We start from the raw sequence: 12,029 nt of genomic DNA, 5'->3' as shown, positions 1-12,029 counted from the left end.
GGGCCGTTCGATCGGCGTCGGCTGTGAGCCGGCCGCACAGTTTCGTTTCCGCCGCATCCGTCCGCCCCACGGCCAGCCGTGGCTTTTGGCAGCAAGGTGAAGCCGCAAGTCAATCCCTATGCGCCGACCCTAACCGCCGACCTATGCCGGAAGCTGTTGCCGGACGTTGCCCGCCGAACCCTGCCATTCTTCTTGAAGCAGCGCGTAGAGGCAATGGTCTTCCCAGCGGCCGGCGATCTTAAGGTAACCACGCAGATGACCCTCGTTGGAAAAGCCGCATCTTTCGAGAAGCCGGATCGAGCGTTGATTGCGTGGCAGGCATGCCGCCTCGATGCGGTGCAGCCCCTCGACCCCGAAGGCGAAGAGCTTGACGGTATCAACGGCCCTGCGCATGTGGCCCTTGCCGGCAAAACGCTCGCCCATCCAGTAGCCGAGGATGCAGGACTGGGCAACGCCGCGCCTGACATGGCCGACGCTGACGCCGCCGAGGAGGGTGGTTCCCGCATCGTCGAAGACGAAGAAGCTGTAGCCGCTGCCTTCTCGCGCTTCCTGATAATAGCGGGCAATACGGCGGCGAAACGAAGGCCATGTGAGTTCGTCGGGGGTCCAGACCGGTTCCCAGGGTGTCAGGAAGCTGCGGCTTTCCTCGCGCAAGGAACGCCATGCGGCGAAGTCCGAGCGGCGGGGCAGGCGAAGGACGACACCGTCGCCGGTCAGGATGGGCAGGTTCGGCCGGCTGAGGTGATCGATCAGGCTCATGGCGCGTGCTGGTTTGGGGCGGGGCTTAAAAAGGGCGCTCTGCCTGCCCGAAGGCGCGGGCAGCCGGAGCGTTCCGTTTCTAGGCTCCCGCCGCGACCTTCATCCGGGGCATCGCGTCAAGGCGGCTGCCGAGCGCGTCGAGAGTGGGCAGCCGAGACACGGGGCCGATGGCGGCCAGCGTCGGCGTCGATCCGGTGAACAGCCGGCCGGCCAGATCGGCGAGCCTCGGCGCGGTGATCGCGTCGAGCCGGGCGATCAGCTCGTCATTGGGGATGACCTCGCCGTTGAACATCAGCTGCCGGGCAATCTGGCCGGCGCGCGATGCCGGGCTTTCCTGGGACATCAGGAGGCTTGCCCGCATCTGCGCCCTTGCCCTCGTCACCTCGGCCTCGGAGATGCCGTTCGCCGCCTCGATGAGTTCGTCGATGATGACCGGGGCGAGTTCGGCGAGTTCGTCCTCGCCCGTCGCTGCGTGGATGCCGAAGACGCCGGAATCGGAAAAGCTCCAATGGAAGGCGTAGATCGCGTAGCAGAGGCCCCGCCGCTCGCGCACCTCCTGGAAGAGGCGCGACGACATGCCGCCGCCGAGGATCAGCGACAGCACCTGCGAGGCATAGAAGTCGCGCGCGTAATAGGCTCGGCCTTCGAAGCCGAGAACCATCTGAGCGTCGGCAAGCTCACGGCTCTGGCGATATTCGCCACCGACATAGCTTGCCGGGGTGCGCGCTTCGCTGGCGACGGGGGCCGGCGTGGCGTCGGAGCCGAGCGCCGCCGCCACCTGTTCGACGACGGCCTTGTGGGAGACCGCGCCGGCCGCCGCGACGACCATCCGGTCGGGGCCATAATGACGGGCGAGATATCTTCTCAGATCGTCCGGCGTGAAGGATTTCACCGTCTGGCGCGTGCCGAGGATCGGGCGGCCGATGATCTGGTTCTTGAAGGCCGCTTCCTGGAAATGATCGAAGACGATGTCGTCGGGTGTGTCCTCGGCCGCACCGATCTCCTGCAGGATGACCTGCTGCTCGCGTTCGAGTTCGGCCTCGTCGAAGCGCGAATCGACCAGGATGTCGGTGAGCATGTCGATGGCCAGCGGCACGTCGTTCTTCAGGACGCGGGCATAGTAGGAGGTGGTCTCGACGCTGGTGGCGGCGTTGAGATCGCCGCCGACATCCTCGATCTCCTCGGCGATCTGGCGCGCCGTGCGCCGGCTGGTGCCCTTGAAGGCCATGTGTTCGAGGAGATGGGCGATGCCGTGCTCGTTCGGCCGCTCGTCGCGGGCGCCGGCCTTGACCCAGATGCCGAGCGCGGCGCTCTCCAGCGTCGGCATGGTCTCGGTCGCGATGGTCAGGCCGTTGGCGAGCCGGGTGATTTCGACGCTCATGTCCTGTCTCCCGCCGTCTCGGCTCTGGTTCTTGCCCTGATGTAGTCCTCGATCGCGCCAAGATCGGCCGGCAGATGGTCGAAGCGCTCGGCCCGTTCCATCAGCCCGGCATGGGCCGGCGGCAAGGCCGGCTCGATGCCTGCGGCGCGCTTCACGGCCTCTGGAAACTTTGCCGGATGGGCGGTGCCGAGGGTAATCATCGCCGTCCCGTTCGCCGCATCGCTCGCCAGCATCTCTTCCGCGACATGCACGCCGACCGCCGTATGGGGATCGAGGAGATAGGCGTTCGCCTTGAGAACGCGCGCGATCGTCGTCGCCGTCGCCGCCTCGTCGCTCGCCCCGGCATCGAAGGTCTCGCGCATCGCGGCAAGCACCTCGTGTGGCAGGTCGAAGCCGCCCGATTGCGAGAGGCCGGACATCAGGCGACGCACAAGGCCGGCGTCGCGGCCGCTCGCTTCGAAGATCAGCCGCTCGAAATTCGAGGATACCTGGATATCCATCGAGGGCGACATGGTCGCGTGGACGTCGCCCTTCTCGTAGCGGCCGGTCGCAAGCGTGCGGGCGAGGATGTCGTTGGCGTTGGTGGCGATCACCAGTTTTTCCACCGGCAGGCCCATGCGCATGGCGGCGAAGCCGGCGAAGATGTCGCCGAAATTGCCGGTCGGGACCGTGAAGGCGATCTTGCGCCGGGGGGCGCCGAGGCTCGCGGCGGCGGTGAAATAGTAGACGATCTGGGCCATGATCCGACCCCAGTTGATCGAGTTGACGCCCGACAGCCGGACCTCGCCGGCAAAACGGCGGTCTGCGAACATCGACTTGACCAGCGCCTGGCAGTCGTCGAAGTGACCGTCGACGGCCACGGCATGGACGTTTCCAGCCCCCGACGTCGTCATCTGCCGCTGCTGCACCGGCGAGACACGGCCGGTCGGGAACAGGATGAAGAGATCGGTGCGCTCGCCGCCCGCGAAAGCCGCGATCGCCGCGCCGCCGGTATCGCCAGACGTGGCGCCGACGATGGTCGCGCGTTCGCCCCGCTCCTCGAGGACGTGGTCCATCAGCCGGGCAATCAGCTGCATGGCGACGTCCTTGAACGCCAGCGTCGGCCCGTGGAAGAGCTCGAGAACGAAATGTTTCGGCCCGATCTGGACCAGCGGCGCCACGGCGGGATGGGCGAAGGTGCCATAGGCCTCGTCGATCATCGCCCTCAGCGCATCGGCCGGGATGTCGTCACCGACGAAGGGACGAAACACCGCTTCGGCGACATCCGCATAGGGCCGGCCGGCAAAACCTTCGATCGTTTCGGGCGACAGCTGCGGCCAGCTCTGCGGCACGTAGAGGCCGCCATCGGCCGCAAGTCCCTTCAGGAGGGCATCGGCGAAGCCGAGAACCGGCGCCTCGCCGCGCGTACTCACATACTTCACGTCTTCAAAACTCCCTGCCGAACCCGCGTTGGAAATCGCGCTGTTCGCCTTGCCGCCCGCCTGCCCTGTCGCCTATGCGGGGCCGGGCTGATATAGAACGGCCCCTCACAGTAAGGGAAGAACCCAGCGATGCCTACAGTGCCGGTCACCCGGAACCTCATCGTCGCGGCGCTCGCAGCGGGCCTTGCGTCGTGTACGACCGCGAACGAGGTCACCAACACCGATCTCGGCCTCCCGCCAGCCGCTTCTCAACAATCTGCGGACACACCCGTCGAGACCGCCGCAGCGGAAGGAACGGAAGCGCGCTACTGCCCGCAAGCCTCGATCCGTGAAGGCACGTCCACCCTCCAGAAGAAAGTGGACGAGGCGCTCGATTATCAGGCGGTGATCGTCAATGCAAAGCGCGACTGTCGGATCGTCGACGGCAAGCTGCATATCACGGTCGGGGTCGAGGGTCGTCTTATGCCCGGCCGCGCGGCGAAGAACCGCAGCGTCGAACTGCCGATCCGCGTCGCCGTGGTCGGACAGGACGGGGTGATCTACTCCAATCTCGGAAAGCTCTCCGTGCCGGTCGAAAAGGGGGGCACCGCCAGAACTTTCCGCTTTGTGGAAGACAAGATCGTCATTCCCCCGGCGACCGGCGGCATCGCCATCTACACAGGCTTCGACGAAGGCCCGCCGAAGCAGGGCTGAATAGCTGCCATCATCCTGAGAACGATCGCCGCGCGACGGCCGGGCGATCGCTGTCGCGATGCCGAAAAGTGAACAGCCCGGTCGATCGGCCGGCTTGCCTTGCTTTCAGTCTCTGACGATTGGCGCTTCGAGCGATCGGCCAGCATCGAAGGCATCCGAATTCCGCCCGGACGGGGCGATGAGCCGGCATTTGCGGCGAGACGCGGGGCCGAAAGACGGCTGTGCGTCGAGCTGCAGGGCATTTCGCTGGAATTTCGGCGGGCGCCTTGAGCGGCCGGCCGCTTTGTGGCCGCCGGGGGCCGGGCGGGCGTTACCCGTCCTGCCAGTCTCCCAGGACCTCGACGACCGCCGGGTAATCCGCAAGCCGGCTGATCACCGTCTCGGCGCCGGCTTCGGTCAGGGCGTCGGCATGGCCGGGATAGCTGTGGCTTGCGCCGGTAAATCCGACAACACGGCAGCCCGCCGCTCTGGCGCCGGCGACGCCATGAACCGAATCCTCGAGGACGATCGCGTTTTCGGCGCGCACGTCGAAGACTTTCAAGGCATGCAGGAAAATGTCCGGTTCCGGCTTGGCCTTGCCGATGTCGATGGCGCTAAAGACGTAGGGACGGAAGCGATCCCAGAGCCCGACATGGTCGAGTTCGAGTTCGAGCCGCGCGGCGCTGGAATTGGAGCAGATGCAGCGGGTCATTTCCAGCCGGTCGAGCATTTCGTGCGCGCCGGCGATTTCCTCGGCTTCCGTGCCGAGGCGCCTGTCGATCTCGTCGTCGACGCGCTGCATGAAGGCCTGGCTGAAGCGGTGCCCGGTCTCCTCTTTCAGCCTTTCGACGATCGCCGGCCAGGTCAGGCCGGCAAAGCGCTGAGCAAGGTCTGCAGCGTCGAGGTCGATGCCTTCCTCGCGCATCAGTTCGCACTGAACCTTCGCCGCGATCACCTCCGAATCGATGAGCACGCCGTCGCAATCGAAGATGAGGAGTTGTGGCTGTGGCATGTCTGGCCTTTTCGCGGTTTCACGAAGACTGTTCGAGAAAAATATCGTGAGTGTTCTCGGTCCTGCGGTAGCACGACGGGCACCGGGTGCAAAACCATGCAGGGCGCAGGGTGCGGCTTCGTCACTGTTGCGGAAAGCTCCGCCGGGACCGGCATCGGCGGGTGGGCAGAAACCCGCATTTTTCACCGAAGCGCGAAATCATCTGCGGATTTTATCGATTGTTTACCCTGCTCGGTAACCATGCTGCAGACTAGTGTTCCTCGCGTAGACGGTTTTCACCATGGCTTTGTCCCGCTCCTCACTCCTGAAACGGTCGCCCGAGCCGGCCTACGGCTTCCTGGACACCGTGCTTCAGGGCCATTGCGTGACGCGCATGGAGGCATTGCCGGAAAAATCGGTCGACGTGATCTTCGCCGATCCGCCCTACAATCTTCAGCTTGCCGGCGACCTGCACAGGCCGGACCAGTCGAAGGTCGATGCCGTCGACGACGCCTGGGACCAGTTCGAGAGTTTTCAGGCCTACGACGCCTTTACCCGGGCCTGGCTCCTGGCGGCGCGGCGCGTCCTGAAGCCGAACGGGACGATCTGGGTGATCGGCTCCTATCACAACATCTTCCGTGTCGGCGCCTCGATGCAGGATCTCGGCTTCTGGCTGCTCAACGACGTTGTCTGGCGCAAGTCCAACCCGATGCCGAACTTTCGCGGCCGCAGGTTCCAGAACGCGCACGAGACGCTGATCTGGGCTTCGCGCGACCAGAACGCCAAGGGCTACACCTTCAACTACGACAGCCTGAAGGCGGCGAATGACGACCTCCAGATGCGTTCGGACTGGCTGTTCCCGATCTGCACCGGCGGCGAGCGGCTGAAGGACGAGGACGGCCAGAAGCTTCACCCGACCCAGAAGCCGGAGGCGCTCATCGCCCGCATTCTCCTGGCGTCGACGAAACCGGGCGACGTCGTGCTCGATCCGTTCTTCGGCACCGGCACGACCGGAGCCGTCGCCAAAAGGCTCGGCCGGCATTTCGTCGGCATCGAACGGGAGGAGGCCTATGTCGAGGCGGCGACGCGCCGCATCGCCGCCGTCGAGCCGCTGTCGGCTGACAGCCTGATGATCCAGCCCGGCAAGCGCGCCGAGCCTCGCATTCCCTTCGCCAGCCTTCTCGAAGCGGGGCTGATCGCGCCTGGAACCGAGCTCACCGACGCCGCCCGGCGCCACGTCGCCCATGTGCGGGCCGACGGCACGGTCTCGGTCAAGGGCGAGGCGGCTTCGATCCACCGCGTGGGCGCGAAGGTTCAGGGGCTGTCGGCCTGCAATGGCTGGACCTTCTGGCACGTCGAGGCGGAAGGCGAGCTGAAGCCGATCGACGAACTCCGCCGGCTGGTACGCGAGCGCATGGCGCTGAAAAAGGCGGCGGGCTGAGCCGCAAGGCGCGCGCCGCGTAGCGTTCTGCCGCCATTCGAAGGAAAAGAAGCGACGCTGGCAGACTGTCACATCACCAAGACTGCTTGTCGGAAATCGACACCGGTCTTCGGTCCGGGGTGGCTGTGTGCCAAATCGGATCAGGACGCTCTGGGGCCGGCGGCGCTGACCCGTCAGGCGACCGCGACCTGCGACAGAAGCAGGCTGACAGAGGCCGGCCGACACAAGGAAAAGGCGCAACCGGCGATTGCCCGGATCAGTCCTGGGCCACCGCCGCCGCGCCTTGAGAGGATTCGCGATCGATAGGGTACGTCGCCTCGAAGGCGCCGTGTCGTTTCACTCGCCGAAGCCGGGCCGCGGCGAGCAATTGTCTTTTCGAAGCGGGTGTCGGTATCAGGCCGACTGCAGGTTCACGGCCTTCGGGCCCTTGCCGCGCTTGTCCGGCTCGGTGTCGAAGGAGACCTTCTGGTTCTCTTCGAGGCCCGGCAGACCGGAGGCCTGGACCGCCGAGATGTGGACGAAAATGTCCGCACCGCCATTGTCCGGCTTGATGAACCCGAAACCTTTTTCGGTGTTGAAGAATTTGACCGTGCCGGTCTGTGCCATTATCGGAATCCTCATCCTGGCATATATGGGCGCCCGAAGGCGGCGGCAGGCAAGTCTTGACTAGGATAGGAACCGATACATCGCAGGCCTTTCGGCCCACCCGAGAGAGGCGCTCCCGATACGCAATTCGTCCATTACCCGTGTTCGCGAATTTGCCCGAACAGGCGTAACAATGCTAATTTATCGCCATCATTGCAAGTGAAAGATTTCTGACGCGCTTCACGTTTCATTGCGGCACAGCTTTCACGCATCTCTCGTCTCTGACAGCAAGTAGCGGAATTCATTCGTCCATGTCGTTCCTCGTCGTCGGCTTCTCTGCCTTCCCCGGTGTTGCCCGCAATCCGTCACAAGACCTGATCGAGACGCTCGCACCGCAGCTGGCAGAAGCGGGCGGCGCGGCTGCCGTGCTTCCCGTTGCATGGGAGGAGAGCTGGCCGCAGCTGAAATATACGATTGAAACCCGGCGTCCGCACACGGTGCTGATGTTCGGAGCGCACCTTCGGGCCGAGCGGTTCCGGATCGAGCTTTGTGCCCGCAACCGCCGCGAACTCGGGCGGGCGGATGCCGTCGGTGCTTTTCCCGCAGGGCCCTCGATCGGCGACGGGCCTGAAATTCTGCCATGCCGTCTCGACTGGGTTGCCGTTGCGGCGGCTTTGCGCGGCGCCGGCATCGACTTCGAATGGTCGTCGAACGCCGGCAGCTATCTCTGCAACGACACGCTGTACCGGCTGGCCCTTGGGGCGAACGGTCTCGGGGTGAGGCAATTCGGTTTCTTTCATCTGCCGTCCAGCGACGAGGCTGTCGGTGAGCTCGTCGCCCACCCGCCGCTCCCCGACGTCTTCATGAGCATGCCGATGGAGCGCATGGTCGCGGCAGGAGAGGCGCTCTTGCAAATTGCCGCTCCCGCCCGCACTGAGGCCTGATCGCCACCCTGAAAATTAAAGGAACTCCGCGCCATGGCCGGGACCACATTCGACGAGGACGCGCTCGACGCCGTCTATCGCCGCGCTCTGGCTGAGGAGAAGGCCGGCAAGCCGGAGGCTGCAGCGGCGGCGTATCGCGAATGCCTCGATATCGATCCCGACGACCATGTCGGCGCCAGGCTGCGGCTTGCCGCGCTCGGCATGGGCGAGATGCCGGCCTCCGCCGGCGAAAGCTACGTCTCGACGCTGTTCGACCAGCAGGCCGAAATGTTCGAGGACATTCTGGTGCGCCAGCTCGGCTACGGCGTGCCCGAGCTGATCGCCAAGTCTCTGGCGCGGCTAAATCTCCACCATTTCGACCGGGGGCTCGATCTTGGCTGCGGCACCGGCCTCGTCGGCGTCGCGCTGGATGGCCGGGTGGACGAGATGCTCGGGGTAGACCTATCCGAGAACATGGTCGAGATCGCCTTCGATTCGGGCGCTTATGACCATCTTTATATCGGCGAGGCCCTGGGTTTTCTGGAAGAGTTCGACGAGGACGAGCCCTTCGATCTGATCAGCGCTGCCGACGTGCTTCCCTATATCGGCGATCTCGCGCCGCTTCTGTCGGCCGTCTCGGCAAGGCTCTCGCCGAACGGGCTGTTCGTCGCATCGACGGAAACCTTCGCGGCGGGCGAGAACGGTTCGGGGACGGCCGGCGCCACGGATGGCTTTGCCGTCGGCCGTGATCACCGTTTCCATCACGGCGAAGCCTATCTGCGGGCGGCGCTCGAGGCCGAGGGGCTTTCGGTGCTCGCCTTCGAGCCGATCACGGTGAGAATGCAGGAGGGCCAACCGGCGCCGGGCCATCTCTTCGTTGCGCAAATGACGACCTGACGGCGAGCGAGCGCCGTGGCTTCCCGCGCATAGGTGAGGGACGCTCGTCCCGTTTCGTTTGTTCGATCCAAGCTGATTGAATTCTTTGCATTCAGGCTTGCCGACAATCGGTTCCGGCTTTCGAGGCCGGCGCTGCCACGCGCGTCACTGGTCGAAGCCAGCGCGAAAGCGCCGGAACGGGCCGAGGCGTCGCGCATGTCTGAATGCCGGAGAGGCTTGCCCGGCAAAGCGCGCTGCCACCGGTATGCACACAAGGGTGAACATATCCCGCGCGCAGTGTGGATCTTCGACAACGATCTCTCGGAAAACGACGGTCACCGATACGCGGCAACCGCAAAAATTGGCTATTCGTCGGCCAAAGATGGCGAATATGCGGCGAATGGGGCGAAAACCTGAGTCTCCGCATCGAGGGCCTCGCGCAAGCTTTCGAGCGCATCGTTATTGGCGCGCAGCCGCCGCAAAAGCCCTTCGTCTTCAAGCACATCGGGCGCATCGACCCAGGACATGGTCGTCCGGTCATCCGACGGAAACTGTGTTTCACCCCTCAATGCCACGGTGTTTCCTCCTGTCCGAAGTTCCATGAATCCGGCGCTTCCAAGGCATGAGGCGATCATACCGCAATCTTTGGCCGTTGCTAAGCGCATTTCTGGCGAATGTTGCCGTCGCTCAACAAAACTTGACAGCCGCCTCGCCAACCGCTCATTTCGCGGCGGGCGCGGGCGTGGCGGAATGGTAGACGCAAGGGACTTAAAATCCCTGGACTTTTGTCGTGCGGGTTCGAGTCCCGCCGCCCGTACCAGGCTTTGCCCGCTTGTCTCTAAAGACGCTTCGCTGCGACAAAATGCGCAATAAGTTGCATGTGCGATTGGAGCGGACGCGGCACTCGGGCATACCAATCCTCACTGTTGCAGATCTCGGCGTTCGCGCCACGCAATCCCGGCGCCGCCAGCCAGAAGCATCGCAGGTGTCGGCCGGCCACACACAGCCACCAGAAGGATCTTCGATGACCGACAATGCGAACAGCCAGAGCGTTCCCCCTTTCGAAGCGGTGGCAAGCCGGCTCGTCGATGTCGCCATGGGCAGGGCGAAAGCCGATCTCGTCATAAGGAGCGCGCGCTGGGTCAACGTGCATTCCGGCGAGATCATCCCGAAGACCGATATCGCCGTCGCCGCCGGCCGTTTCGCCTATTGCGGGCCCGATGCCTCCCACGCGATCGGGGAGGAGACGGACGTCGTCGATGTGGCCGGCCGCTATGTCATGCCGGGGCTTTGCGACGCGCATATGCATGTCGAGAGCGGCATGGTGACGGTAACCGAATTCTGCCGGGCCGTCATTCCCCACGGCACCACCTCGATGTTCGTCGATCCGCACGAGATCGCCAATGTTCTCGGCCTTGCCGGCGTCAGGCTCATGCATGACGAGGCGATGGAGCAGCCGGTCAATGTCTGGGTGCAGATGCCGTCCTGCGTTCCCTCGGCCCCGGGGCTGGAGGAGGGCGGCGCCGTTCTCGGACCGAAGGACGTCGCCGAGGCGATGGCCTGGCCGCTGATCATCGGTCTTGGCGAGGTGATGAATTTTCCCGGCGTTGCCGCCAATGACAAGACGATGGTGGGCGAGATCGCCGCCACCCGCGCCGCGAACCGCACGGTCGGCGGCCATTATGCCTCGCCGGATCTCGGCCTCGCCTTTCACGGCTATGTCGCGGGCGGCGCCGAGGACGACCACGAGGGCACGCGCATGGAGGATGCCGCCGCGCGCGTGCGCCAGGGGATGAAGGCGATGCTGCGCCTCGGCTCGGCCTGGTACGATGTCGCCGAACAGGTGAGGGCGATCACCGAAATGGGGCTCGATTCGCGCCATTTCATCCTCTGCACGGATGACTGCCATTCGGGGACGCTCGTCCGCGACGGCCATATGGACCGGGTCGTGCGCCACGCCATTTCCCGCGGCCTGAAGCCGATGACCGCGATCCAGATGGCGACGATCAACACGGCGGAGCATTTCAAGCTGGAGCGCGAGATCGGGTCGGTGACGCCGGGCCGCCGGGCCGACTTCCTGATCGTCTCCGATCTCGCCGAGCTTTCGATCGACGAAGTGTATGGCCGCGGCGTGCGCCTTGCCGCATCCGGACGTCTGGAAGCGGACATGCCTGCCCATGCCTACCCGGCAGAGGCGCGCGATACGGTGAAACTCGGCCGCCGTCTGGCGGCTGAGGATTTTCAGATCGAGGCCCCGAAGGGCGCCGGCGATAGCGTCGTCGCGCGCGTGATCGGTGTCGTCGAGAATCAGGCGCCGACCAAGGCGCTGACGGCCAGCCTTCAGGTCCGGGACGGTATCGCCGTGCCGGACCTCGAAAACGACGTCTGCCGGATCGCTCTCGTCGAGCGGCACCGGGCGAGCGGCGACGTCACCAACGGTTTCGTCTCCGGTTTCGGCTATCGCACCCGCTGTGCCATGGCCTCGACGGTCGCCCATGACTGCCATCACATGATCGTCGTCGGAACCAGCGAGGACGACATGGCGCTCGCCGCCAACCGGCTGGGAGATGTCGGTGGCGGCGTCGTGTTCTTCTCCAATGGCGAGGAGAAGGCGCTGATCGAGATGCCGATCGCCGGTCTCATGTCGAACGAGCGGGCCGAGATCGTGGCCGAAAAGGCCGATGCGCTGATCGCGGCGATGCGCGAGGCCGGCTGCTCGCTCAACAACGCCTATATGCAGCATTCGCTGCTCGCCCTCTCCGTCATTCCGGCTCTGAGGATTTCCGACAAGGGGATCGTCGACAGCGCGAACTTCAAGATCGTCGACGTCTTCGTCTGAAGGCGGACGGACGCGTCGAGGTGGCTGATCGCAGGCCTCGGCCCAGGAAGGCCATGCACCGGCCGCCGATTGTTGCGTCCGTTTGTCGTCACCCGGATGCGGTCGGATGATCGGTTTCGGGCCGGGGGCTTTGGGGAGAAA

Annotated in this window: 11 protein-coding genes and 1 tRNA gene; 6 read left to right on the top strand and 6 right to left on the bottom strand. The window is 64.9% G+C overall.

The annotated features are described in order from the left end of the window. Nucleotides 1–141: 141 nt before the first annotated feature. The 3 genes from J6595_RS02775 to thrC form a co-directional block, all read right to left on the bottom strand. Nucleotides 142–759 carry a GNAT family N-acetyltransferase gene (locus tag J6595_RS02775; protein WP_209592891.1) on the bottom strand — a complete coding sequence of 206 codons (618 nt, stop codon included), beginning with the start codon at nt 757–759 and terminating at the stop codon, nt 142–144. Between the two features lie 79 nt (nt 760–838). After that, nucleotides 839–2,140, bottom strand: a complete 1,302-nt coding sequence (locus J6595_RS02770; protein WP_209592890.1) for a M16 family metallopeptidase — start codon at nt 2,138–2,140, stop codon at nt 839–841. Then, nucleotides 2,137–3,561, bottom strand: a complete 1,425-nt coding sequence (gene thrC, locus J6595_RS02765; RefSeq protein ID WP_209592889.1) for a threonine synthase — start codon at nt 3,559–3,561, stop codon at nt 2,137–2,139. The genes J6595_RS02770 and thrC overlap by 4 nt, the downstream gene beginning before the upstream one ends. 129 nt (nt 3,562–3,690) lie before the next feature. Between thrC and J6595_RS02760 the strand changes: the two genes are divergently transcribed. Further along, nucleotides 3,691–4,254, top strand: a complete 564-nt coding sequence (locus tag J6595_RS02760) for a hypothetical protein (protein ID WP_209592888.1) — start codon at nt 3,691–3,693, stop codon at nt 4,252–4,254. 310 nt (nt 4,255–4,564) lie between these two features. Here J6595_RS02760 and J6595_RS02755 read toward each other — a convergent pair whose 3' ends face one another. Then, nucleotides 4,565–5,245 carry an HAD family hydrolase gene (locus J6595_RS02755; protein WP_209592887.1) on the bottom strand — a complete coding sequence of 227 codons (681 nt, stop codon included), beginning with the start codon at nt 5,243–5,245 and terminating at the stop codon, nt 4,565–4,567. A 280-nt stretch (nt 5,246–5,525) separates the two neighbouring features. Between J6595_RS02755 and J6595_RS02750 the strand changes: the two genes are divergently transcribed. After that, complete coding sequence (locus tag J6595_RS02750) at nt 5,526–6,665, top strand: site-specific DNA-methyltransferase (RefSeq protein WP_209592886.1); 1,140 nt, start codon at nt 5,526–5,528, stop codon at nt 6,663–6,665. Nucleotides 6,666–7,058: 393 nt separating this feature from the next. Here J6595_RS02750 and J6595_RS02745 read toward each other — a convergent pair whose 3' ends face one another. Beyond that, entirely contained in the window at nt 7,059–7,271 is a 213-nt protein-coding gene (locus tag J6595_RS02745; RefSeq protein ID WP_163464969.1) for a cold-shock protein, read from the bottom strand. A 290-nt stretch (nt 7,272–7,561) separates the two neighbouring features. On the opposite strand from J6595_RS02745, the gene J6595_RS02740 reads away from it, so the two are divergent. Then, on the top strand, nt 7,562–8,194 hold the full coding sequence (locus J6595_RS02740; protein ID WP_209592885.1) for a pyroglutamyl-peptidase I: 633 nt from the start codon (nt 7,562–7,564) through the stop codon (nt 8,192–8,194). A gap of 33 nt (nt 8,195–8,227) precedes the next feature. Further along, entirely contained in the window at nt 8,228–9,070 is an 843-nt protein-coding gene (locus J6595_RS02735) for a class I SAM-dependent DNA methyltransferase (protein WP_209592884.1), read from the top strand. 344 nt (nt 9,071–9,414) lie between these two features. Here J6595_RS02735 and J6595_RS02730 read toward each other — a convergent pair whose 3' ends face one another. Continuing rightward, nucleotides 9,415–9,576 carry a hypothetical protein gene (locus J6595_RS02730; protein ID WP_209592883.1) on the bottom strand — a complete coding sequence of 54 codons (162 nt, stop codon included), beginning with the start codon at nt 9,574–9,576 and terminating at the stop codon, nt 9,415–9,417. 209 nt (nt 9,577–9,785) lie between these two features. Here J6595_RS02730 and J6595_RS02725 point away from each other — a divergent pair. Both J6595_RS02725 and ade read left to right on the top strand, forming a co-directional pair. After that, nucleotides 9,786–9,869, top strand: a tRNA-Leu gene (locus tag J6595_RS02725). Between the two features lie 204 nt (nt 9,870–10,073). Beyond that, nucleotides 10,074–11,888 (top strand): adenine deaminase, encoded by a 1,815-nt coding sequence (gene ade / locus J6595_RS02720; protein ID WP_209592882.1) that lies wholly within the window; start codon nt 10,074–10,076, stop codon nt 11,886–11,888. Nucleotides 11,889–12,029 lie beyond the last annotated feature (141 nt).

Source organism: Jiella mangrovi, assembly GCF_017815135.1.
GTDB lineage: Bacteria > Pseudomonadota > Alphaproteobacteria > Rhizobiales > Rhizobiaceae > Jiella > Jiella mangrovi.
The sequence above is the reverse complement of the archived record's forward strand: the minus strand, read 5'-3'. Positions and strand labels throughout refer to the sequence as shown.

Bases quoted from the DNA above. Each gene is read 5' to 3' on its own strand.
- J6595_RS02730 (WP_209592883.1), bottom strand. From the start codon at position 9,576: ATGTCCTGGGTCGATGCGCCCGATGTGCTTGAAGACGAAGGGCTTTTG.
- J6595_RS02740 (WP_209592885.1), top strand. From the start codon at position 7,562: ATGTCGTTCCTCGTCGTCGGCTTCTCTGCCTTCCCCGGTGTTGCCCGC.
- J6595_RS02775 (WP_209592891.1), bottom strand. From the start codon at position 759: ATGAGCCTGATCGATCACCTCAGCCGGCCGAACCTGCCCATCCTGACC.
- J6595_RS02760 (WP_209592888.1), top strand. From the start codon at position 3,691: ATGCCTACAGTGCCGGTCACCCGGAACCTCATCGTCGCGGCGCTCGCA.
- J6595_RS02745 (WP_163464969.1), bottom strand. From the start codon at position 7,271: ATGGCACAGACCGGCACGGTCAAATTCTTCAACACCGAAAAAGGTTTC.
- J6595_RS02750 (WP_209592886.1), top strand. From the start codon at position 5,526: ATGGCTTTGTCCCGCTCCTCACTCCTGAAACGGTCGCCCGAGCCGGCC.
- J6595_RS02770 (WP_209592890.1), bottom strand. From the start codon at position 2,140: ATGAGCGTCGAAATCACCCGGCTCGCCAACGGCCTGACCATCGCGACC.
- ade (WP_209592882.1), top strand. From the start codon at position 10,074: ATGACCGACAATGCGAACAGCCAGAGCGTTCCCCCTTTCGAAGCGGTG.
- J6595_RS02755 (WP_209592887.1), bottom strand. From the start codon at position 5,245: ATGCCACAGCCACAACTCCTCATCTTCGATTGCGACGGCGTGCTCATC.
- J6595_RS02735 (WP_209592884.1), top strand. From the start codon at position 8,228: ATGGCCGGGACCACATTCGACGAGGACGCGCTCGACGCCGTCTATCGC.